At 31.1% G+C, this 25,596-nt stretch carries 18 protein-coding genes; 8 read left to right on the forward strand and 10 right to left on the reverse strand.

Annotation, left to right across the window (positions count from 1 at the left end; genetic code table 11):
- Positions 1-80: 80 nt before the first annotated feature.
- Entirely contained in the window at positions 81-1,466 is a 1,386-nt protein-coding gene (locus ABI549_RS03660; RefSeq protein ID WP_348075098.1) for a hypothetical protein, read from the reverse strand.
- A 273-nt stretch (positions 1,467-1,739) separates the two neighbouring features.
- Here ABI549_RS03660 and ABI549_RS03665 point away from each other — a divergent pair, with 273 nt between their 5' ends.
- The 4 genes from ABI549_RS03665 to ABI549_RS03680 all read left to right on the forward strand — a co-directional run bounded on the left by ABI549_RS03665 (position 1,740) and on the right by ABI549_RS03680 (position 8,333).
- Positions 1,740-3,632, forward strand: a complete 1,893-nt coding sequence (locus ABI549_RS03665) for a sensor histidine kinase (protein WP_348075099.1) — start codon at positions 1,740-1,742, stop codon at positions 3,630-3,632.
- A 1-nt stretch (position 3,633) separates the two neighbouring features.
- On the forward strand, positions 3,634-4,248 hold the full coding sequence (locus tag ABI549_RS03670; protein ID WP_348075100.1) for a response regulator transcription factor: 615 nt from the start codon (positions 3,634-3,636) through the stop codon (positions 4,246-4,248).
- A 227-nt stretch (positions 4,249-4,475) separates the two neighbouring features.
- Positions 4,476-7,604 (forward strand): cytochrome c biogenesis protein CcsA, encoded by a 3,129-nt coding sequence (ccsA, locus tag ABI549_RS03675; protein WP_348075101.1) that lies wholly within the window; start codon positions 4,476-4,478, stop codon positions 7,602-7,604.
- A gap of 138 nt (positions 7,605-7,742) precedes the next feature.
- Complete coding sequence (locus tag ABI549_RS03680) at positions 7,743-8,333, forward strand: glutathione peroxidase (protein ID WP_348075102.1); 591 nt, start codon at positions 7,743-7,745, stop codon at positions 8,331-8,333.
- Positions 8,334-8,381: 48 nt separating this feature from the next.
- Here the strand turns inward: ABI549_RS03680 and ABI549_RS03685 are convergent, their stop codons facing one another.
- From ABI549_RS03685 to ABI549_RS03720, 8 genes are all read right to left on the reverse strand, one after another.
- A complete protein-coding gene (locus ABI549_RS03685; RefSeq protein ID WP_348075103.1) occupies positions 8,382-8,720 on the reverse strand; it encodes a tRNA-binding protein in 339 nt (112 codons plus the stop codon).
- 105 nt (positions 8,721-8,825) lie between these two features.
- The gene (gene secDF / locus ABI549_RS03690; protein ID WP_348075104.1) at positions 8,826-11,798 is read right to left on the reverse strand and encodes a protein translocase subunit SecDF; all 2,973 of its coding nucleotides are present in this window, start codon (positions 11,796-11,798) and stop codon (positions 8,826-8,828) included.
- A gap of 206 nt (positions 11,799-12,004) precedes the next feature.
- Positions 12,005-12,940, reverse strand: coding sequence for a malate dehydrogenase (locus ABI549_RS03695; RefSeq protein ID WP_348075105.1), 936 nt, complete (start codon positions 12,938-12,940; stop codon positions 12,005-12,007).
- A gap of 98 nt (positions 12,941-13,038) precedes the next feature.
- Positions 13,039-14,982 (reverse strand): DNA topoisomerase (ATP-hydrolyzing) subunit B, encoded by a 1,944-nt coding sequence (gene gyrB, locus ABI549_RS03700; protein ID WP_348075106.1) that lies wholly within the window; start codon positions 14,980-14,982, stop codon positions 13,039-13,041.
- A 173-nt stretch (positions 14,983-15,155) separates the two neighbouring features.
- Positions 15,156-16,772, reverse strand: a complete 1,617-nt coding sequence (asnB, locus tag ABI549_RS03705; RefSeq protein WP_348075107.1) for an asparagine synthase B — start codon at positions 16,770-16,772, stop codon at positions 15,156-15,158.
- A 187-nt stretch (positions 16,773-16,959) separates the two neighbouring features.
- Complete coding sequence (locus ABI549_RS03710; RefSeq protein ID WP_348075108.1) at positions 16,960-17,403, reverse strand: hypothetical protein; 444 nt, start codon at positions 17,401-17,403, stop codon at positions 16,960-16,962.
- Between the two features lie 85 nt (positions 17,404-17,488).
- Complete coding sequence (locus ABI549_RS03715) at positions 17,489-19,255, reverse strand: TonB-dependent receptor (protein WP_348075109.1); 1,767 nt, start codon at positions 19,253-19,255, stop codon at positions 17,489-17,491.
- Positions 19,256-19,302: 47 nt separating this feature from the next.
- Positions 19,303-22,314, reverse strand: a complete 3,012-nt coding sequence (locus ABI549_RS03720; RefSeq protein ID WP_348075110.1) for a tetratricopeptide repeat protein — start codon at positions 22,312-22,314, stop codon at positions 19,303-19,305.
- A gap of 153 nt (positions 22,315-22,467) precedes the next feature.
- Between ABI549_RS03720 and ABI549_RS03725 the strand changes: the two genes are divergently transcribed.
- Positions 22,468-23,151: an ATP-binding cassette domain-containing protein gene (locus tag ABI549_RS03725; RefSeq protein WP_348075111.1), complete on the forward strand. Its 684-nt coding sequence runs from the start codon at positions 22,468-22,470 to the stop codon at positions 23,149-23,151.
- 56 nt (positions 23,152-23,207) lie between these two features.
- On the opposite strand, the gene ABI549_RS03730 is transcribed toward ABI549_RS03725, so the two are convergent.
- The gene (locus tag ABI549_RS03730; RefSeq protein ID WP_348075112.1) at positions 23,208-23,522 is read right to left on the reverse strand and encodes a rhodanese-like domain-containing protein; all 315 of its coding nucleotides are present in this window, start codon (positions 23,520-23,522) and stop codon (positions 23,208-23,210) included.
- 141 nt (positions 23,523-23,663) lie between these two features.
- On the opposite strand from ABI549_RS03730, the gene ABI549_RS03735 reads away from it, so the two are divergent.
- From ABI549_RS03735 to ABI549_RS03745, 3 genes are read left to right on the forward strand one after another with little or no spacing between them, the layout of a single operon-like run.
- Positions 23,664-24,116 (forward strand): MarR family transcriptional regulator, encoded by a 453-nt coding sequence (locus ABI549_RS03735; protein WP_348075113.1) that lies wholly within the window; start codon positions 23,664-23,666, stop codon positions 24,114-24,116.
- Between the two features lie 2 nt (positions 24,117-24,118).
- Positions 24,119-24,751 (forward strand): NAD(P)H-dependent oxidoreductase, encoded by a 633-nt coding sequence (locus tag ABI549_RS03740; protein WP_348075114.1) that lies wholly within the window; start codon positions 24,119-24,121, stop codon positions 24,749-24,751.
- 25 nt (positions 24,752-24,776) lie between these two features.
- Positions 24,777-25,343, forward strand: coding sequence for a YceI family protein (locus ABI549_RS03745; RefSeq protein ID WP_348075115.1), 567 nt, complete (start codon positions 24,777-24,779; stop codon positions 25,341-25,343).
- Positions 25,344-25,596: the final 253 nt, after the last annotated feature.

Here is a 25,596-nt window from a genome sequence, read left to right on the forward strand (position 1 = left end):
TATTATTTGATTCATTTTTAAAAAATCGTCTCGTTATCTATTTAACGAGACGATTAGAAAACAACTAAATCAAACAAACTTTAATTTGCAGCATATAAAATATTTGCACCGTGGATCCAAACAGAGTTTGTCCAGTTCCAATATCCGTACCAATCATTATTTGCAGGAGCTGTCGCAGATCCATCTCCATTAGTGTCTCCGCCATGAGCATCATCTTTAATAGAAGTTAAGAAAGCGGATGGGTTTAAGGATAGAGAACCTACATTTAGTCCATAAGTATTTCCTGTAGGGAATTTCATTACAACACCAGCACCAATAGTTATAGAACCAGTACTTTTTTGCAAATAACCATCCATAACATAAGGAACTTCTGTTTCATCTATTGTAACTGCTATATTATTTCCAGCATCAGGATACATCCAAATACAGTTTCTTGCATTTTTTTGTGATGGATTTGCAGGATTACTATAGGAATTATTAGGATTTATTGAATAAGTAGCACTCAAATAAATTGGATAATAATTATCATAAAACACATTGTTTGTAAAAATAGAAATGCTTGGATTGCTCATATATGATCCTGCATAAAAAGCAAAACCACTAGTAAAATTAGTTCCGTTTGCTGTATGAGCAAAACTACAATTATCAAAAGTAAACGATGATCCAGCAACAGATACTATTACCGCAGCACGATAACCACCATCATTTGTACCTGCATAAAGAAAATCACAATAATTAAAAATATGTCCCGTTCCTCCATTTAAGTAAAGATTAAGCCAATCTCCTTTTTGAGGAGTCGTTGCTGTTCCATCTCCATTTGTATCTCCGCAATAGGTATCATCTGCAATAGATGTAAATACAACTCTATTTGTTGAAGTACCATTAGCTAAAATTTTTCCGCCATTATTTACATCAATATTTCCAGCACTACTTAATTTTATAATTACTCCTGGTTCAATTGTTAGTACCGAAGTAACGGTTATGGTACCCGCAATTACATAAACGTTTCCAGTAGTCCAAGTTGTTGGCGATGTAATATTTCCTGTTACATTTATAATTGGACATCCAGCACTTGCTAAAGTAGTAAAGACTTTATCTTCCCCATAAACAGTCTCTGTACTATTTTTTGCATAAGCTCTAACGTGAATAGTTGTACTCGCAGGAAAGCCAGTAAAAGTATCAGAGAAAACCCCATTTCCTGTACCTATTTGTAACACATCATCATTTGTAGGATCGTCTACAGTTGGATTTACGGTAAGACTTATACAAACACCTCTATCTGTAACCACGCTTCCCCCATCGTTTGTTACATCTCCTCCTAATGTGACTTGAACATCTGTAATTCCTGTAGGTGTTGTAGTTGTTACTGTTAATACATTTGAAACCGGTAAGGGTTCTTCGTTTGGAGTACAAGAAAAAGCAAAGCCAATAAGACTAATAGCTAGTAATACATTTAATTTTTTCATAGTTCTGTTTTTTTATTGTTTTAACATTATGTAAAATTATTTTAAAACAAAAAACTAGAATTCCTATAAAGTAATGATTTTAAATATCCTACTTTTATAGGATAAAGAGATGTTAATCTTTGAGTTACTTTGCTAATTAGAATTCTATTTTTGAATAAAAATATTTTATAAAATTAAAAATCAATTGATTATTAGATGAGGAAATCATTACTTATAACTGGAATACTTTTTTTACAACTTATGGTTTTCGCGCAGCAAAAAAAATCAGATAGCTTGAAACAAATTATTACTCAAATTCATAAACTCCCAACAGATACATCTCAAATAAGACAATTGAGTTATTTAGGTTATGAAATAAGGGAAGTAGACAGTTTACTCTCAAAAAAATTGATCACAGAAGCATTAACAAAGAGTATATCTATTAAAAATAATGATGCCATAGCAAATAGCTACAGACTTTTAGGACTTTGGCACAGTAGTTTTGATTATAAAGACAAGGCTTTTGAATGTTATAAAGCTTCATTAAATGCAGCAAAAAAGAACAATCATCTGTATTATATTGCAGGGGCTTATTTTAATATGGGAAATGTAAAATACTGGAATGGAGAATATGAAAAATGCATTGACTATTTTTTAAAAACACAAGATATTTTTGATGATCCAAAAATTTTTGAAGATAAAACTCTTACTAATAAGATCTTAGACAAAAGAAAATCAGACCTATATTATAATATGAGTGCTGTTTTTAATACTATAAAAAATTTACCTAAAGCAGATGAGTATATTGATAAAGCTTTAGCTATTGCTAATAATTATAAAAATAAGACAATTATTGCTTTTTACACACAACAAAAAGCCGATAATTATTTTGAAAACGGAAATACTAAAAAAGCACTTAAGATAAGACTAAAATACTTACCCGAATTGGAAAAAAGTAAAATTCCAAAAACCTATATTCAAGGCTATTACTACAATATTGCTTTAGAATATTTTGAGTTAAATAAAATAGATTCTTCTAAAGTTTTTGCACAAAAAAGCCTAAATACGGCTACAGAAATAAAAATTAAAGATGGAATTGCAAACTCTTTATGGCAATTGGGTAGAATTGCTATGAAAGAAAAACAATATCTTCAAGCAGATAAATATTTTAATGATTGTAGCAATTATTATTTGCAAAGTAATGATCCTACAGAAAAAAGAAATTATTTTGATGTCATGCGTCAATTTTTTTATGAAACTAAAAAATATAAAATTGCTTACGAGTTTTTTGAGAAATATTCTAAATTAAATGACACCATATTAGTCAGTGAAAGTACAGATCAATTTTCTGAACGAGAAGCAAAATATCAATCGGAAAAAAAAGATACTCAAATAACATTGCAGAAAGCTACAATAAAACAAAAAAAAATATTCAACTATGCACTTATGGGAACTCTTTTAGGGTTTCTTGTTATAGCTTTTTTAGGCTATCGAAATTATAAAGCCAAACAAACCATACAGTTACAACATATTAGTAAATTAGAAGATGAAAAACAAATAGATGCAGCACAAAATGTGATTCAAGGGGAAGAAGCTGAACGAACCAGATTAGCTCGCGATTTGCATGATGGTTTGGGTGGAATGCTATCGGGAGTAAAATTTCAACTAAATACTATGAAAGGAAACGTAATATTATCTGAAGAAAATGCTTTAACATTTACTAAAAGTATAACACAATTGGACAATGCGATAAGCGAAATGCGTCGTGTGGCTCATAACATGATGCCTGAAGCATTATTGAAATTTGGACTAAATGAAACACTTCAAAATTATTGTGATTCGATTTCTGAAAATTCGGGATTAAATGTTGCTTTTCAAAGTTTTGGTTTAGAAAATCGATTAGATCAAACGGTTGAAATTGTCATCTATAGAATTGTCCAAGAATTACTCAACAATACCTTAAAACATGCTAATGCAAGTCAATCACATATTCAACTTTCCAGAAATAACAATACTATTTCATTAACTGTTGAAGACAATGGAAAAGGTTTTAATATAAATTTAGTGAAAAAAGAAGGAATTGGTTTAGCAAATATCCAACATCGAGTAGATTATTTAAAAGGAAAAATGGATGTTCAGTCAGATAAAAAGGGAACATCTACTCATATCGAATTTGAACTTGCATAAAATGAAACACAAAATTTTTATAGTAGATGATCATCCTATGGTAATTGAAGGATTTAAAGCTTTGTTATCTCAAAAAGAAGATATTATCGTTATTGGATCTGCTCAGAATGCTTTTGAAGCCATCGCTTTTATCAAAAAAAACGAGGTAGATATTGCTTTTCTGGATATTAATTTACCAGATATTAGCGGTATTGAGTTATGTAAAAAAATAAAAAGTGAATTTCCGAAAATTCAATGTTTGGCTTTAAGCACTTTTAATGACCGAAGTTATGTCTCTAAAATGATAGAAAATGGGGCAAGTGGCTATTTATTAAAAAACTCCTCTAAAGAAGAAATATTTCAAGCCATTGATACCGTTTCTAGCGGCAATATGTTTTTTAATGTTGATTATCAAAAGCAAAATACATCAAAATACGACCAAACCCCCATTATTACACGAAGAGAAAAAGAAGTTTTAATAGAAATAGCCGAAGGTCTTACCAATCAGCAAATTGCCGATAAACTTTTTATTAGTACTACAACTGTTAGCACGCACAGACAAAACCTTATGCTAAAACTAGATGCAAGCAACACTGCATTGTTAATAAAAATGGCCGCTAAATTTGATTTGATATAAGAAAATCTCTAATCTATGAATTCTACTTTATTTAAATTTTCTACAAATAAATTAAACACTTATTGGTAACAACACTTTTGATTTTACTTTTTTAACAATTTACATTCTACATAATTCTAAAATTAAAATTTCATTAAAACGTGTTAAATAAAGATTAGAATAAATACCAAACAAACATTTTTGAGTATTTTTGTATCACTTTATAAAAAACGACTCCAAAATTCATTATGGAAAAATTAAAATCAGTACTATTTTCAACAAGATTAATGGCTATATTGTTTCTAGGTTTTGCAATTGCAATGGCTACAGGAACATTTATAGAAAGTAAATACAATACAACAACTGCAAGAATTTTAATATATAATTCTTGGTGGTTTGAAGGAATAATGCTGGTTTTTATGATAAACTTTGTTGGAAATATAAAGCGTTATCAGTTATTAAAAAAAGAAAAATGGGCAACCTTGTTACTTCATTTGTCATTTGTTTTTATTATTATAGGAGCTGGAATTACCCGTTATATTAGCTACGAAGGAATGATGCCTATTCGAGAAGGCGCTTCAGAAAATCATTTTTATTCTGATAAAACATTCTTATCAATTAATGTAGATGGACAATACAAAGGCGAAATGAAACGTCGCACTTTTGAAGAACCCGTTTTATTTTCGCAAGCAACAAGCAATAATTTTTCTTTAAATGAAACTTTTGACAAAACACCTTTTACAATAGAGTTAAAAAACTTTATTATGGGTGCAAAACAAACTATAAAAGAAGACAAAAATGGTGTTTTATATTTTAAAATGGTCGAATCTGGAGGCGGAAAACGTAACGAACATTTCTTAAAATCAGGTGAAGTACAAAATATCAATAATATACTTTTTGCTTTAAACAAATACACAAAAGGAGCTATCAATATCAATACAACTTGGGAAGCATATACAATAAGCACTCCTTTTGAAGGTCAGTTTATGCGAATGGCAGACAAACTACAGGGAAGAGTAACTAAAGACGCTACCGAACCGCTAATGATGCGTTCTTTATATAATGTAGGTGGCGCACAATTTGTTTTTCCTGAGCCTGCAAAAACAGGAATAATAGGTTACGAATCTAGTAATAATTATAAAGCAAAAGAAGAAGATGATGCACTGGTTTTAACAATAAAATCGGAAGGACAAGAAAGAGAAGTTACTCTTGTAGGTTCTAAAGGAAAAATGGGAGAACCAAAAGCTGTAAAAATTGGAAATTTAGATTACACAATATCCTTTGGAAGCAAATCATACGAATTACCATTCAAAATAAAATTAAATGATTTTGCAGCTCAAAAATACCCAGGAACCGAAAAAAGTTTCTCTTCGTTTGAAAGTAAAGTTACAGTACAAGATGATTCAAAGGATTTTGATTATAAAATTTTTATGAATCATGTTTTAGATTACAAAGGTTATCGTTTTTTTCAATCTTCATTCGATCCAGATGAGAAAGGAACTGTTCTTTCTGTAAGTCATGATTTTTGGGGAACTTGGATTACATATATTGGTTATTTTATGTTGTTTTTTTCTATGATGGCTATTATGTTTACTAAACATTCTCGTTTTGCCGATATAAAGCGAAAATTAGAAATTGTGAAAAGTAAAAAAGCAAATCTTACCATTCTATTTTTATTATTTGGTTTAAGTGGTTTTGCACAAAATCATCAGGCTAAAATGCCAACCGAAAAACAAATAGATTCTTTACTAGTAAAATATAAAGTTAGTGAAGTTCATGCCGAAAAATTTGGGAGATTAATTATTCAAGACATAGGTGGAAGAATGAAACCTATAAATACCTTTTCGTCAGAATTACTAAGAAAAGTAAGCCATTCCGATACTTACAAAGAAATGAATTCCGACCAAGTATTCTTATCGATGACACAATTTGCTCAAGTTTGGTATGAAGTTCCCTTAATTTATATTACTAAAAAGAATGATAGCATTCGTAAAATTATTGGAATTAATAAAAGTCAAGAATTTGCAAAATTTATTAATTTTTTCGACGAAAAAGGGAATTATAAATTATCACCGTATTTAGATGATGCATACAAGGCAGCAAATCCTAATCAATTTGAAAAAGATTTTATAGAAACCGACAAAAAAGTAAATCTAATGAATTCTGCATTGTCTGGAAGTATTCTTAAAATATTTCCGATTCCTAATGACAAAAACAATAAATGGGCATCGTATGCGGAACTCAATCATGTAGGATTAAAAGGAATGGATTCGACCTTTACTAAACAAATCTTACCTATTTATTTAATGTCGTTAGAAAACGCTACTTTAAAAAACAACTACAAAGAATCAGACTTCTATCTTGATGGGATTAAGAAGTTTCAAAAAAAATACGGCAGCAAGGTCATACCAACAGATAAAAAAGTTTCATCAGAGATTTTATATAATAAATATGATCTTCTCCAAAAATTACCCTATTGGTATATTACAGCTGCAATATTAATGTTGTTTTTTACTATTTTGCAAATTTTTAAAGAATCTAAAACAATTACATTTTTAGTCAATTCGATGCATGCCATTATTGCCTTACTATTTGTTTTACATACTGCTACACTAATTGCTAGATGGTATATTTCTGGTCATGCACCATGGAGTAATGCCTATGAAGCGATCGTTTATGTAGCTTGGGCAACTATGTTTTTCGGTTTGGCTTTCGATATAAAATCTAAGCTAACCGTAGCTTCTGCTGCATTTGTATCCGCGATGATTTTAGCAGCGGCTTATGCTAATTGGATTGATCCAGAAATTGCAAACTTGCAACCAGTTCTTAATTCGTATTGGCTAATGATTCATGTTGCTGTTATTGTAGCTAGTTACGGACCATTTGCATTAGGTATGATTTTAGGTTTTGTTTCGTTAGTTCTTATCTTTTTTACCAATGAAAAAAATAAAGAAAAAATGAATTTAAATATTCAAGAAATAACCTATATAAACGAAATGGCATTAACAATTGGGTTAATAATGCTAACCATAGGAAATTTCCTTGGAGGACAATGGGCAAACGAAAGTTGGGGGCGTTATTGGGGCTGGGATCCTAAAGAAACATGGGCATTAATAAGTATCATGGTTTATGCATTTGTAATTCATGCTCGTTTTGTACCATCATTGAGAGGGAAATGGACTTTTAACTTGATGAGTATGTTTGCTTTCATCTCTATATTATTTACTTATTATGGAGTAAATTTCCATTTAGTAGGATTGCACTCTTATGCTAGCGGAGAAGCTCATTCATTGAGTTGGATTTGGTATTCATTAGGAACAATTTCATTTATTGGATTAATAACCTATCCAAAATATAAAAAATATTATAAAAAGTAAATTTTACAAATTACCATTATAAATCTTTTATATCTATAAGATTATAAAATTAAATCTTAACTATTTTTATCATTTTGTTTTGTTATCGTATTTAATAATTCATTATATTCGTTCTATAAAACCAAAACGAATAAACCTATGAAGCAAATATTATGTGCTATATCACTAATTTTATTAGTTAGTTGTAAGAATCAGGAAGAAAGTTTAAAAAATGTAACCTCTGACAGAGAAATAGTCCAAGCAAATATGAGTGGAGAATCTATATATCAATTTAAAGTTAAAGATATTCAGGGTAAGGATTTTGATTTTGCTTCATTAAAAGGCAAAAAAATAATGATTGTAAACACTGCTTCTGAGTGTGGATTAACACCTCAATACGAACAATTACAAGCATTATATGATGAATTTCAAAAAAGTAATTTTGTAATTATCGGATTTCCTTCGAATGCTTTCGAACAAGATCCAGGAACAAATTCAGAAATAGCAACATTTTGCAGCAAAAATTATGGTGTAAAATTCCCTATGATGGAAAAAATATCTGTAAAAGGTGATGATATACATCCATTATATAAATTTTTGACACAAAAATCAAAAAATGGATTAGAAGATAATACTGTACGATGGAATTTTCAAAAATATTTAATTAACGAAAACGGCCATCTCGACAAAGTAATTGCACCTCAAACTCTTCCTATTGATGAATCAATATTAGAATGGATTAAAGCATAAATAAAACTACAAAAAAAAGCCCAAAATCATAGATTTTGGGCTTTTTTTTTATCCTACTCTTAGACCGTTTTCAACACTTAAGTCCGAAGAAAGCAGAACAATATCATCCTCTTTTCCTATCGAACCAAGAATCAAACATTCACTCATAAACTTACCTATTTGTTTTGTAGGAAAATTTATTATTGCTACAACTTGCTTGTTTAGTAAATCATCTTTCGTATAACGTTGAGTTATTTGTGCTGATGTTTTTCTTATACCTATTTCATTTCCAAAATCGATAGTGAGTTGGTAAGCCGGTTTTTTAGCTTCTGGAAAATCATTCACTTTTATTATTGTACCAATTCGCATTTCTATTTTTTCGAAATCAGACCAGGCTATTATGTTCATATAATCTCGTTTATTATTTCTCGAATTTAATTCAGTTTAAAATAAATGTACAAAAAAAATCCTCCGTTTTGCAACGAAGGATTTTCTAATATTATATTCTAAGAATTATGCGTTTGCTTTGGCATGTCTTGCATCAATTTCTTCTATATCTTTTTTAGACATTGTATCAACCAATACTGGCGTTGCAATAAATAAAGATGAGTAAGTTCCTACTGCAATACCTATTAACATTGCAAAGATAAATCCTCTAATTGAATCACCACCAAAGATAAACATAATCAATAATACCAATAACATAGTTAATGAAGTATTTATGGTTCTAGATAATGTGGTATTAATAGAGTCATTTACAATTTGGTGCATATTTCCTTTTCTGTTTCCGTCAAGGAATTCCCTAATTCTGTCAAATACAATTACAGTATCATTCATCGAATAACCAATAACTGTAAGAATTGCTGCAATAAAGTGCTGATCCATTTCCATGTGGAAAGGCATAAATTTATAACACAAAGAGTAAATACCCAATACAAATATAACGTCATGTACAACTGCTGCAATTGCTCCGAGTGAATAACCTAATTTTCTAAAAGAAATCACTAAGTAAAGACCTACAACCAACATAGCTCCTAAAACTGCCCAAAATGAGTTAGTTTTGATATCGGCTGAAATAGCTGGACTTATTTTTGAAGCTTGTAATACTCCAAGTTCTTTACCATCGTAAGAGTTTATGAACTTGTCATAAGTCATACTTGGAGAAAAATGTGATTTAAGAGCATTATAAAGTTTTTGATTTACTTCTGTATCAACACTTACTCCTTCTTCTTTAATCTTGTATTTTGTAGTTATCTTAAGTTGATCATCAGTACCAAATATTTTTGCTTCAGCACTTTCAAAAACATCTTTCTTTGACAATTCAGCAGCAATAGCTGTTGGTTCTACAGTCTTTTCAAATTTCACTTGAAAAGTTCTACCTCCAACAAAATCAACGCCTTCATCTAATCCATTTACGAAAAATATAGATACTAAACTGATAATGATAACGCAAGATGAGAAAATATAAGTTCCTCTTTTAATTTTTAAGAAATCAAAATTGAATCCTGTAAACCAGTTTTTAGACCAACTGTTAGCAAATTCTAACTTAGTACCATTACTTACCGATCTTTCTAAGAAAATTCTTGTGATAAAAATAGATGTAAATAATGAAGTAATAATACCTATTAATAAAGTTAATGCAAATCCTTTGATAGGTCCAGTTCCAAAAATATAAAGAATAGATCCTGTTAAAATATGTGTAACGTTTGCATCAATAATAGAACGCATTGCTCCTGTCCAACTGAAAGATTTTTTAACGGCTTCATCAAGATTTAATCCTGCACGCAATTCTTCTTTTGCACGTTCGTATATTATAATGTTAGCATCTACAGCTGTACCCATTGTTAAAACGATACCTGCAATACCTGGCAATGTTAATACAAAACCAAAACTTGCCATTACTCCAAAAAGGAATAATAAGTTGACAACCAATGCAATATTTGCATACCAACCTGCTTTACCATAATAGATTAACATCCATAATGACACAAGTAATAAACCAACAATAGAAGAATTTAAACCACTATCAATAGCTTTTTGACCCAATGATGGCCCTACTACTTCCGATTGAACAATTTCTGCAGCTGCAGGTAATTTACCAGCACGCAAAACGTTAGCTAAATCTTTAGTTTCATCGATTGTAAATGAACCTGAAATTTCAGAACGTCCACCAGAAATTGGTCCTGAAGAAACTCCTGGAGCCGAGTAAACAATATTATCTAAAACAATGGCAATATTACTTTTTTGAGTATAAGCTCTTCCAGTTAATTCTTCCCATATTTTTGCTCCTTTACCATTCATTTGCATCGTTACCGATGGTTTTCCTGTTTGGTCATAAGAATTAGAAGCATCTACAAGTACGCCACCACTCATAGGAGGTGTGTTTGTTCTGTTTCCTTTTAATGCGTATAATTCAACCACATCACCTGATTTTTCAGATGGTTTTCCCCAAACGAATTTAGTATCTGCTAAATCACTTGATAATAAAGCTTTAATATCTGCACGTTTCAAATAACCGTTAATTACTGCTGTATCTTTCGATTTTACGTAAGCCAATACCGGACTTCCTTGTTGTCCTCCGCTAACGATTTTGCTGAAAAATGGACCAACATCTGCTTTAGTTGCAGTCGAATCTTTTGCAGTTTTATCTACTAATAAAGAATCAATTTTTGAAGTTGCTTTTGGTGCTTCAGCTACTGCTGATTTTTCAGTTTTCTTTAAAGCTTCATTTACTGAACCTAAATAATTACCAATTTCTTCAACTTTTAATGTTTCCCAAAACTCTAATTGAGCAGTACTTGACAATAATTTTTTAGCTCTATCTACATCTTTTGCTCCCGGAAGTTCAACAAGAATACGACCAGAAGTTCCCAATTTTACAATATTAGGTTGTGTAACACCAAATTTGTCTATACGCTCACGAAGTACTCTAAAAGCACTTTCTATAGATTCTTCAACTTTTTTGTTAATTACTTTTTTAGCATCAGAATCAGACATTTGCATTTTAATCTCTTCTGCTAAATTTCTGTTTCCAAAAATATCTGGCGAAGACAATAATGTAGTTCCGTTAGAATTGGCATCAAAAGCATCATAAAAAGCATCTAAGTAGGATTGATTTCCTTTTTGATTATTTTTTGCATCAGTTAATGACTTCACAAATACTGGATTTGTAGAGTTATTAGCCAATTGTTTCAAAACATCTTTAACAGAGATTTGTAGTATCACATTGATACCACCTTCTAAGTCAAGACCTTTGTTAATTTGTTTTGTTTTTACCTCATCATAAGTAAAACTTGTAAAACCTAAGTTAAACACTTTTTCTTTCCCTATCGAGTCAAGATATTTTACTTCTTTTTCTGATTTTCCTGCTGCAAATGCTTTTGCATCACTTTTCACTTTATTAGCAACAAATGTGAAAGAAAGTTGGTAAATACTTACCAGTGCAAATATTATTGCAATAAATTTAATAAGTCCTCTATTCTGCATTCTGTGTAAAAATTAATTAATTCTTAGTTTGGTTTCTTTATTTTTGAATTATAAAAACAGGGTAAAAAACACTACCATATTTTCACAAAACGTGCAAATATATAAATTTAACCACAAAGAACACAAAGAATTTCACAAAGTTCACTAGCTTTTTAGATTCTTTGTGAACACCGTGAAATTCTTAGTGTAATTTGTAGTTAAATAAATTAAGCTAAAACTGATTTTAAATCAGCATTCATATTACGAACAGCGTCAGCACTTTTCGCAAATAATGCTTTTTCGTTATCGTTTAAATTAATATTAACAATCTCTTCGATACCGTTTTTACCAATAATACAAGGCACTCCGATACAAATATCTGATTGACCATATTCTCCGTCTAACATTACTGAACAAGCAATCATTTTCTTTTGGTTATTCAAAATACTATCAACAAGATAAGCAACTGAAGCACCTGGCGCGTACCAAGCTGAAGTTCCTAACAATCCTGTTAATGTTGCACCTCCAACCATTGTATCAGCAGCTACTTTGTCTAATTGTTCTTGAGAAAGAAATTCAGAAACTGGAATTCCGTTATAAGAAGCCAATCTAGTTAGTGGAATCATTGTAGTATCACCGTGACCCCCTATAACCATTGCCGAAACGTCATTTGCAGGCTTATCTAATGCTTTCGATAAATAATATCTGAAACGTGAACTATCTAAAGCACCACCCATTCCGATAATTCTATTTTTTGGCAAACCTGTAGCTTTCAAAGCTAGGTAAGTCATTGTATCCATTGGGTTTGAAACCACTACTACAATAGTATTTGGAGAATGAACCAATACGTTTTCTACAACCGACTTAACGATTCCTGCATTGATGCCAATTAATTCTTCACGAGTCATTCCTGGTTTTCTTGGAATTCCAGATGTAATCACAACAACATCACTGTTTGCTGTTTTAGAATAATCGTTTGTAACACCTGACAATTGTGTATTAAAACCTGTATTAGTAGCACATTGCATGATATCCATAGCTTTACCTTCCGCAAAACCTTCTTTGATATCTAATAATACTACTTCACTTGCAATTCCTCTATAAGAAATAACATCTGCACAAGATGCTCCTACATTCCCTGCTCCTACTATTGTAACTTTCATTTTTAAGTTTATTTGGTTATTCTTTTAATACTTCTATTTACTAATTTGGTTATTTGTTAATCCGATTAACCGAATCAACAAATAACCAAATTATCTTTTTATGCATCAATATTTGCGTAAACTGCATTTTTCTCGATAAACTCTCTACGAGGTGGAACCTCATCTCCCATTAACATTGAGAAAACTCTATCCGCTTCTGCTAAACTATCAATATTTATTTGACGTAAAGTTCTGAATTCAGGATTTAAAGTAGTATCCCATAATTGCTCCGCATTCATCTCTCCAAGACCTTTATAACGTTGAATAGCTGCACTTCCTCCCATTCGTTCGTTAGCTTGATCACGTTGTATTTCGTTCCAAGCATATTCTTTTTTATTTCCTTTTTTAACAAGGTATAATGGTGGTGTTGCTATATACACGTGACCTTCTTCGATTAGTTCTTTCATAAAACGGAAGAAGAACGTTAATATTAAGGTAGAAATATGACTACCATCAATATCCGCATCACACATAATTACTACTTTATGATAACGTAATTTTTCTAAGTTTAATGCTTTACTATCTTCGGCAGTACCAATAGTTACCCCTAATGCTGTAAATATATTTCTAATCTCTTCGTTTTCAAAAACTTTGTGATGCATTGCTTTTTCTACGTTCAAAATCTTACCACGCAATGGCAAAATAGCTTGAAAAGCACGATCACGACCTTGTTTTGCAGTTCCTCCTGCCGAATCTCCCTCGACAAGAAATACTTCGCATTTTTCTGGATCTTGTTCCGAACAATCTGATAATTTTCCTGGCAATCCACCGCCACCCATTACGGTTTTACGTTGCACCATTTCACGCGCTTTCTTAGCTGCATGACGGGCTTGTGCAGCCAAAATTACTTTTTGAACAATGATTCTAGCATCATTTGGATTTTCTTCCAAATAATTTTCGATCATATCTCCAACCGCTTGAGAAACTGGAGAAACAACTTCTCTATTTCCTAATTTAGTTTTAGTTTGCCCTTCAAATTGAGGTTCAGCAACTTTTACCGAAATAATAGCTGTTAATCCCTCACGGAAGTCATCTCCTGAAATTTCAAATTTCAGTTTGTCTAACATTCCAGAAGCATCTGCATATTTCTTTAATGAACGGGTTAAACCTGTTCTGAAACCTTGCAAGTGTGTTCCTCCTTCGTGTGTATTGATATTATTTACGTAAGAAAAAATATTTTCTGTATAACTTGTATTGTAAATTAAAGCTACTTCAACAGGAATTTCGCCTTTGTCATTATCCATAGAAATTACGTGAGCAATGATTGGTTCACGGTTTCCATCTAAATAACGGATATATTCTTTTAGTCCTTCTGTTGAATGAAAAATTTCTGAAACAAAATTTCCGTCTTTATCCTTTTCTCTTTTATCTGTAAAAGTGATTGTAATTCCTTTATTCAGAAATGACAACTCGCGCATACGAGCCGATAAAGTATCATAAGAGTATTCTATTGTTTGAGTGAAAATAGAAGGATCCGGATAAAAAGTTACAATCGTACCTCTTTTACTAGTTTCACCAATTTGTTTTACCGGATATAAGGCCTTTCCTTTTTCGTATTCTTGTTCGTAAACCTTACCGTCACTACTATGAACTGTTGCTCTCAAATGGTTTGACAAAGCATTTACTACAGAAACCCCAACACCGTGAAGTCCTCCAGAAACTTTATACGAATCTTTATCAAATTTTCCTCCAGCACCAATTTTAGTCATTACAACTTCAAGTGCCGAAACACCTTCTTTTTTATGAATTCCAACTGGAATTCCACGACCATTATCTTCTACAGAAACGGAACCATCCTCATTAATATCTACAATAATCGTATCACAATGACCTCCCATTGCCTCGTCAATTGAGTTATCGACAACTTCGTAAACTAAATGGTGTAAACCACGAACTCCTACATCTCCGATATACATCGACGGACGCATACGAACATGCTCCATTCCTTCTAATGCCTGAATACTATCTGCTGAATAATTATCCTTCTTAATTTCGTCGCTCATATAAATTTATTCTAAAAAATGTAATTTTTGTCTAACACGCAAATATATACTATTGCGAATGATTTTGAAACCAAAAGCTACGATTTAGCAATGAAGTTATCAACAGTTTATTAATAATTACAAAAAAAACGTCTCGAAAAAATCAAGACGTTTCACAAAAAAATTCAAAACAGTTAAACTAACATATTAGATTTTGCAATCTCCACATCTGCTTGTACATGCGCAGCATTTGCACGACCGCTTGGATCTTGATTTTCTTGCCATTTTGGAATCCATTTTCTAACGGTTTCGGCTGCACTTTGTTGTGGATAATATTTATGAAAAATAGCTCTATAAAAATACGCTTCTTTAGTTGTTGGTGTGTTGTAAGAAAATAATTCTTTGGCTGAATCCAATTGTTCATCAGTCACTTTTGAGGCACAATAATCGATTAATTGATCAATCCAGTTGTAACCCACTCCATCAGAAAATTGTTCTTTTTGACGCCATAAAACTTCATCTGGAAGATATGGATTATCCGGTGTATCGAAAGCTTTACGAAGAATATATTTTTCTTTTCCGTCGTATGTTTTTGGTTGTTTTTCTTCTGGTTTTACTAGCATCGCAACATCTAAAAAAGCTTTGTCTAGAAACGGAACACGAGCTTCAAGTCCATGAGCCATTGTCGATTTATCGGCACGAAGCAAATCGGCAGTGAATAGTTTCTGAACTCTTTCGATGGTTTCTTTTTGAAAATCTTCTTTTGAAGGCGCATTTCTAAAATACAAATAACCACCAAAAATTTCGTCTGCTCCTTCGCCAGAAAGCACTACTTTAATTCCCATATCGGTAATCGCTTTCGACAGGAAATACATTGGTGTACTTGCTCTTACCGAAGTCACATCGTACGTTTCTAAATGCCAAATTAATTTATCTAATATTTCAATTCCTTGTTCGATAGTAAAATGAACTTCGTGGTGCTGGGTTCCTAAAAATTCGGCAACTTTACGAGCGGCTTTGGCATCGGGCGCATCGGCATCTAATCCAATAGAAAAAGAATGCAAAGTTTTGCCTTTTTCTTTTAATAATCTTGAAGCAATAGATGATGTTAATGACGAATCTAATCCTCCTGAAAGCAATACTCCAATCGGCACATCACTCATTAATCGTTTGCGAGTCGCTTCAGTTAATGTATCTCTAATTAGCTTTAAATCTAATTCTTTTGTTGCTTTTATATAATCATCATATTCTGGTTTGTAATACTTAACAAATCCTGTTTTTGGTGTATAATAATGCCCCGGAGGAAAAGTTGAAAAGGTTTTACATTGATCGGCAATAGGTTTCATTTCGGAAGCAAAATACATTCTACCTCTTTCGTCAAGACCATAATATAAAGGCTTCACTCCCATTGGATCGCGGCCAGCAATATAATCGTCGCCATCAATCACTACAAAGGCGAAATCACCATCTAATTTGTTTAGAAAATCATAACCAAATTCTTCATACAAATGCACAATTACTTCCGAATCTGATTTGGTTTTGAAAGTATGGTGTTTTAAAATTCCATCTCGTAATTCTTGGTGGTTGTATATTTCGCCATTGTGAATCATCCAAGCGGTTGAAGAACCCTGAATAGGTTGACGACCCGAATGCAAATCGATAATCGACAATCGTTCGTGGCTTAAAATATGTCCATTTTCAGTAATATGCAAATCACTTTCGTCTGGTCCGCGATGTGACATTCTTTTAGACAATTGTTTTACTAATTCTTGGTCTTTTCCTTTTCCGATAATGGCTACTATTCCGCACATAATGTTTATTTGTTGATTCGGTTATTTGTTAATTCGATTTATAACTGAAACAAAATTGCGTGTTATTAGCATATATTAAAACTAATATTTTATATTTAATTATAAATTATAACTAAATACTTATTTTAAATATAATTATAAAAGTAAAAATGATTAAAATTCGTTTTGAAGTTTTAAATTGTAATTTTTAAGAAATCTCTTGGATTATGTATTGGGTTGAATTTATCTCAAACGCATAACCAACTCCTTTTCCCATCAACTGAGTTCCCAAAGGAGATTGTGGAGAAACAGCAAATATATTTTGATTTTCGATGGTGATTTTAGGCAAAGCCACACTAATATAAACTGTCAAATTATTGGTTTTCACCAAACTGCCCATTGCTGCTTTATTGTGAATTTGAGATGCATCAATTTTATCTAAAATAGATTTTTGTTCTAAAGCTTCTTTGAGTTTATTAGTTAGTTTTTCCTGTTCGATATGCATCATAGATAACGCCGTTTCGTGCTTATCTCCTGCCGAACCTTTGGCATCATTTTTTGAATCTTCTGTTAATGCCGATATCATGTCTTGAAAAACATCAATTTTATCTTGAACGAGTTGAAGGTATTGTTGGTGGATTTTTTGTTTCATTTTAGATTGTTAGATTATTAGACTACTTAGATTATTAGACTAACTTGACATCTAAAAATCTAAGTAGTCTAATAATCTAAAATGTCTAAAAGTCAAATTTATAACTCGCGCCTAATATTACTTGTGCGCCTTGTACAGGATAATTTAACCATTTTTCATAATTTTGATTGGCTAGATTATTTCCTTTTAAAAAAGCGGTTAATCGTTCGTTATATTTATAGCCAACGTGTGCATTGATGTCGAAATAACCAGATATTGTTTGAATATAATCTCTTGAATGTCCGAGTGAAGCTGTAATTTGTAAATCTTTTCTCTGTTCGACATAAAAAAATTGAGTTCCTGCATACCATTTTTTACCAATATTAAAATCTGAATTGAAACTTGCTTTGATAGTAGGCAAATTCCAAGCTTCATAATTTTTTTCAACTTTATAAGAATTAAATTCTGCATTTAAACCCAGAGATATGTTTTTATTTACATCTGCTTTTAATTTTCCTTGAAATGACAAAGTATTAATATTATCATATACTACATCAAGTGAATTGCCATAAGTATAATTATCTTTATTTAAATTGGATGAAAAGTAACTATTACTAATAAACAAAGGGCTATCTTTAGACGCATTATAAGCTCCTTTTACCGAATAAGAAAGTATCGATGATAATTTTCCTCTTAATCCAGCAAACACTTCATATTGTTGATCTGTAGGTTTTATTAATAACGTTGGTGACAAAAATTTATTCTGATCTACAAAATTCGCATACGAATTTTGAATTAATTTCCCTTCAGCTCCACCAAAAGCTATCATCAAATCACCAACAACTTTATAGGAAATATTTACTTTTGGATAGATTAAAAATTTGCTTTCTGAATCTGATTCTATTCCATAAAAAACATCTTTCATTCTGGAGTAGTAAACCAAATTGACTCCCAAATCTAATGATAGATCATCTTTTAATATTTGAAAACTAGGATTGACATTAAAAATAAAAACTGATTTTTCGTTTTTACTATTGTTAACTTGTTCTGGAAAAATAATATAATAAGATTTATCAGAATTAGAATTCAAATAATCCAATCCAAAATTCGCTTTTATTGCTGTATCTCCAAAATTGAAGGTAAAAGATGGTTTAATCATAAATCTATTTTCTTTAGAATTATAATTATCAGAGAAGGCAATATAATTTAAATTTAATCGGTTAAAAAAACTGTTGGAAATGGTTAACTCAGTTCCAATTTTTGCAGTATTATATTGATGTTTAGGATTAATATTCATAACCAAATTTTCATCTGGAGCAACATTAATAGCCAAACCGTACCAATTATAAGCTTCGTTTTTTAAACCTAAATCTGCAGTCCATTTAATATCATTTCGTTGATAACCATAAAAAACACTTCCTAAAGTTTCAGAAAATTTATCATCTAACTTAACATTTTTGATACCGCCTTGTGAGGATTGGTGTCTTACCATTCCGCCTACATATTGGTAATTATCCAATTCGTGAGAAACAAACAATTCGGCATTTGCGGTTCCGTAATTACCCAAACCAAAAGTCGCATAATTAGAAAATAACTTTTCTTGTTTGGCTTTTTCAACGCCTGCAGCTTTCCCTTTAGACGGTGTAAATGTTGATGCTACTGGAAAAGAGAAAATCTGGTATTTAACTTCTTCCTTCGTACTAGTTTCGTTATCGTTTAATGATGGAACTTCCTTTACTTTGAAAGCATCTGAAATAGTTGGCGTATATGGTTTTACTACGTTTACCACTTCGGTACCAATGTTTTCATCTTTCTTTTGGGCGAAAGTCATTTGGAAAGTTATTAATAGAATGATGATGATTTTATTTTGCATTTTTTTTCTTTTTAGTCTTTTATCTCTTCGTCTATTATCGCTTAATCTTATTTAGAAATCGACGAATTGGTTTTGGCTTCTTCTATTTTAATTAAATCGAGTTCTTTTTTGGCTTCTTCCACAACATCAGCATAATCCGTAAAGTTTTTTATCACACTTTCTAGAATATAGGTTGCTTGAAAACTGTCTTTTAATCCGTAAAAATTCTTTGCCATAACTACTAATCCTTTGGCACCAAAATACTTGTAACCCGAATAATCTTTGGCTAATTTTTGAACCGCTTTATTAGACTCTTCAAATTGTGACGCTGCATTTTTGAAATAGGCATCATAAAACAAGGCTTCCGCAGCCAATTCTCCTTTGGCGATTTTCTGTAATTTAGCATAAGCTATTTTGGCTTTTGCCTCATCACCTACTTTTATAGCCGAACGGGCTACAATAATTTGTGCATCACTCTTTATTTTATCTTCCGTTTTTGGGTTTTCTAACACTTTTTCGGCATAAATTACTGAGTTAGCATAGTCTTTTTGGGTATAATAACTTTTCATCAAATTGGCTTGTGCATAGGTTTTGTTTTGAGGAAAATCGGCTTCGGATTCTAAACGAAGTAAAACTGGAATGGCTTTTGCATAGTTTGTGTTTCGCAAGAAAATTTGACATAATCTCGACAAAGATTGCTCTGTATATTCGTTTCTAGATTTTGAAATAACAAACTCATAAGAAGGAATTGAATTAGCAGATTCTTCTTTAAAATAGCTTTCTGCCAAATAAAAATTAGCTTTTAGAATACGTATTCCGTTAGGAAAAGTCTTAATATAACTGCTTAAGTTCGTAATTGCTTGTTTCGTATTTCCTTGCAAATATTGTTTTTCGGCAGCTTCCCAAGAATCATTATCTAAATCGGCATCAGAAATTTCGACAAAATCGAGCGATTTTACCCAAGTAGCATATTCGTCTACTTTTCCGTTATCTACATAAATTAATCGTGCCGTTTTTACTGCTTCTAGTGCTTCTTCCGATTTTGGAAAATCAGCTACTACTTTTTTAAATTTAGTTAATGCTTGTTCGTCTTTATCGGCATTATAATAAATTAAACCTTGACGAAGAATCGCTTTGGCAGCGTAACTTCCGTTGCTATTTTCTGCAATTAATTGATCATACGTTTTTATTGATGATGTTGTTTCGTTCTGCGCAGTATAGGTATTTGCTAATTCAAATAAAGCATCATCACGATATTGTGAATTTGGATACGTTTTTAGAAACTGATTAAAATCGGCAATTTTCTTGTCATTTTTACCCATAAATCCGTAACAAATCGCTTTTTGATAAGCCGCATAATCAGCATCGACAGTTTTTAAAACAATGGCTTTATCATACGCTTCTAATGCCGATGAATATTTTGTAGTTACGAATCTACTATCGCCCAAACGCAGGTAAGCATCAGTTAGACGGGTTTTATCATCTTTAGAAACTTCGATATATTTTTGAAAAAAATCACCCGCTTGTTCATATTCTTTCAACTTAAAATGACAGTACGCCATGTTGTAATTTACATTTGAAAATTCAGTCGTTTCTTTGGCTTCTGGATAGCCTAAAAATTGTTTGAAACTTAATAAAGCATTAGTAAAATCTTCTAAAACATATTCAGTTTCTGCTTTCCAGAAAGTCCCACGAGCGGAGAATTTTGGGTCTTTTTGTTCGGCAATAGATTTTTTAAAAATTGTTAATGCGTCTTTATAACTTCCATCTGTAAATAATTCTAAACCGCGATAAAAAGCTACTTTTTGGTAAGCCGTTTTGTTTCCAAAGGATTTATTTTTTTCTAATAACGTTAATGCTTCTTTATAATTTTTTGAAGTGATATAAGAATTGATTAATAAATTTTCAACTTCTGGTTTATTAGGATTTAATGGATATTTTGTCATAAAACCATTCAAAACATCGGGAACACTTTGGTACGAATTTCCAATATCATAACTCAATCGAGCATAATTTAAAGCAGCATCTTCTTGAATTTTGACATCAAAAGTCATTTCCGAAGCATTCTTAAAAGCGTTTAAGGCTTGTTGTTTTTTATCGGTTTTCAAGTAACTTTCTCCTAAATGATAGTAAGCATTTTGAGCTACGAAATCTTTGCCATCAATAATTTTATTGAACTGTGTAATGGCATTTTCGAAATCATTTTGTTTATAAAAAGCGTAGCCTAACTGATAATAATCAGTGTTATTCCATTTTCCTTTTTTTCCTTTGTATTCTTTTAGAAACGGAATTGCTTCGTTGTATTTTTTTAAATTAAAATAACTTTCGCCAATAATTTTATTCAATTCCGATTTTTCCATCGCGTTAGAACTCGCCATTGCTGCTTTACCTAATTCAATTGCTTTGTCGAATTTTCCGAGTTTGAAATTCATATCCGCTTGAAAATACGAGAGCTTTTCCTTGTATTTTTCTTCACCTGAAACTTGATCAAAATATTTGGTCGCTTCCTTATAATCGTCGCCTTCATAAGCCAGAAAACCTAAATAATATTTTGCTTGCGAGCCATATTCTTGCGAATTGACTACTTTATTAAAATATTGCGTTGCTTCTTTCTTTTTTCCAGAATTAAAAAAACTATAACCTTTGTAAAAATTATATTTATCTAATTCATCAGCTGTTAAACTACTTTCATCAACCTTGTCAAACCATTCCAAAGCTTGTGGATATTTTCCTTGCTCGAAATAATAAGTTGCAACTTCTGTAAAAGCTAAATTTTGTTTTGTACTTGTTGGATAATTTTTTACAAAACTTTCCATTTTTTCATCAGCATTATTCTGATTTAATCTTATCGCACAATTGGCACTATAATAAGTACAATCTGCTTCCAATTCAGGATTTGAATTTTCTTGTTTTACCTTATCAAAAAGGATTTGTGCCGATTGATATTGTTTATCATTAAATAAAGTCAAGGCTTTATTATAATCTGCTAAATCATTAGTATAAATGGCTGATTGTTGTGCAAACATCGAAGTGATTCCGAAAAATAGAAATACGAAAAGTGACAATAAATATTTTTGCATTGGTAACTTATTTTAGAATTTCAAATATAGTATTTTCTTACACTTCAAACGAGGAAAATTGGGCTTTAGTATTCAAAATCGAATATCAACTCAAATTTTATTTTGAATAAGAAACATAACTTACTACTTTTACGAAATAAAATTCTACAAAAGATGTCAAAAACCATTTTATCACTTCAAGACGTAAACATATACCAATCTGGAAATAAGATTATTTCCGATATAAATCTGAGTGTAAATCCAGGTGAATTTATATATATAATAGGTAAAACTGGTTCTGGAAAAAGTAGTTTTATGAAAACACTTTATGGTGATTTGCCACTTACTGATGGCGAAGGAACTATTGTAGATTATGATTTAAACGGATTGATAGACCAAGATATTCCGTATTTGCGTCGAAAAATTGGTATGGTTTTTCAAGATTTTAAATTATTGACAGATAGAACTGTTGCTAATAATTTACTTTTTGTACTAAAAGCCACAGGTTGGATAGATGTACAAGAAATGGATAACAAAGTAGAAGAAGTTCTTAAAAAAGTAGGAATGTTTAGTATGGCAAACAAAATGCCGCACCAACTTTCTGGCGGAGAACAACAATGTGTTGCTATTGCTCGTGCGTTGCTAAACGATCCTGAGCTTATTCTTGCTGATGAACCAACTGGAAATCTTGACCCACAAACTAGTGGCGAAATCCTAGAATTACTAAAAAAGATAAACGCTCAAGGTAAAACAATTATTATGGCCACTCATGATTATGCTTTATTAATGAAATATCCTTCGAAAACATTAAAATGTGAAGACGGAACTATTTTTGAAGTTGTTCAGAGAACGGTTTAAAAAAAAATTTGGGTTTATGATTGTTTTATAAATGATTATAAACCCAAAAACATCGATTACAAAGGCATTTCAACAGGACCATTCCATTCCATCATACCGCCTAACAGGTTATAAGTCGTTTCAAAACCCAATTGATTCATAATATTACAAGCTTGTGCGCTTCTTCCACCAGCTTTACAATACACATAATAGTTTTTAGATTTATCTAGTTCTTCTATTTTATAAATAAACCCTTGTCCTTTATATATGTCTATGGCTATTGCGTTGGGAATAATTCCTTCATTGCATTCGTCTTCAGTTCTAACATCTAAAATTACTGCATTTTCGTCTTCTTGTGCTTTTGCCCACCAAGCTTCTTGTGATAAATTCATTTCTTTTATTTTTTTATCAAAAATAATAAAATCTAATGCAAAAATTGTTAAAAAATAATTTAACAAAAATTTAATACACATTTGTATATACAAATAAAAAATAATCATACATTTGTATATACAAATTTAGTAATAGAAACTATGAAAATAGAAGACGAAATAAAAAGTACCATTCCTATGGATATTGCTAAAAAAGTATTGCTTAATATTTCTTTTACAAAAAACGTTTTACATGATAATTTTCAGGAAATAATTAAGCCTTATGATTTATCCGGAGAACAATATAATGTATTGCGAATATTAAGAGGACAAAAAGGCAAGCCTGTAAACATGTCTGACATTCAAGAAAGAATGATTGCAAAAAACAGTAATACGACAAGACTAATAGACAAATTACTATTAAAACAAATGGTAACTCGTAGCGAATGTCCAGCAAACAGAAGAAAAATAGAAATTCTAATTACCCAAAAAGGATTAGGTGTACTAGCAGAACTTGATCCAGTCATTATAGAACATGAAAATTATTTCGCAAACAAATTAACATTAGAAGAATTAGAACAATTAAATAATTTATTAGAAAAATACCGAAATTAATTATGAGTACATTTATTGAAAATCAGAACTGGCGTTATGCCACTAAAAAATTTGATGCTACTAAAAAAGTATCAGCAACAGATTTAGAAACACTTAAAGAAGCCATTCGATTGAGTTCTTCTTCTTACGGATTACAACTTTACAAAATTATACTTGTAGAAAATCCAGAACTAAGAGCAAAATTACAACCCGCATCTTGGGGACAAACCCAAATTATTGACGCTTCACACCTAATTGTATTTGCCAATCAAACCAATGTAGGGGAAACAGAAATAGATTCTTATATAGAAAATATCTCTCAAACAAGAAACTTACCTATCGATGCTTTGTCTGGTTATGGCGATTTTATGAAAGGTGCAATAACTCCTTTGTCTGAAGAAGCAAAAAATATTTGGACAGCTAAACAAACTTATTTAGCTCTAGGAAATTTGCTTAATGCAGCTGCCGAACTAAAAATTGATGTAACTCCAATGGAAGGTTTTGATCCAAAACAATATAACGAAATCTTAGGTTTAGATAAGCTAAATCTTAATGCTTCTGTTATTGCAGCCGTAGGATATCGTCACGAAGAAGACGCTACACAACATTACAAAAAAGTAAGAAAATCAAACGAAGATCTATTTATAACTATTTAATTATTAACAACTAAAATCAAAACAAATGAAAAATTTAAAATCAATTGCATTAGCATTATTAGTAGCCCTTTCGACAATTGCTGGAAATGCACAAACAGCTAAAAAAGTAGACGTTTCTAAAAGTAAAATTCTTTGGATTGCTAAAAAAGTAGGTGGTCAACACAATGGTGATATCAAAATAAAAGAAGGAACTTTATTCCTTAAAGGAAAAGATATAGCTGGTGGAAACTTTACTGTAGATATGACAACTATAAACACAACTGACTTAGAAGGAGAATGGAAAGGAAAATTAGACGGACATCTAAAAAGCGAAGATTTTTTTAGTGTAGATGCTAATCCAACAGCAACATTAATATTCAAATCTATTGGTGTAAAATCAAAAAACACTTATACTGTTACTGCCGATTTGACTATTAAAGGAAAAACTGCTCCAATCACTTTCGATTTAGTAGATAGCAAAGGTGTTGCAAATGCAAAACTAATGGTTGACAGAACTACATATGATATTAAATACGGTTCTAAAAACTTTGGAGCATTAGCTGACAAAGCAATTGATGACGTATTTGAATTAAATGTAAGCTTGAAATACTAATTCTCTCAGAAACACAATACAAACCTCGTAGAGTAATCTTCGAGGTTTTTTTATTTTGATAAAAAAATGAAATAATATTTGCATGTAATAATTTAATTACTACTTTTGACGTATTAAAATAAGAAAATGAACACATTTTTAAATAATACTTGGTGGTGGAATAATTTACGTCAAACGTCGTGAACTAATCCTCTATATTGTATTTTTTAAAACTCAAAATATATAAAAAGGCTTGTCAATCACGACAAGCCTT

The sequence above is a fragment of the Flavobacterium sp. genome (assembly GCF_039932285.1).
In the GTDB taxonomy this organism is placed as follows: domain Bacteria; phylum Bacteroidota; class Bacteroidia; order Flavobacteriales; family Flavobacteriaceae; genus Flavobacterium.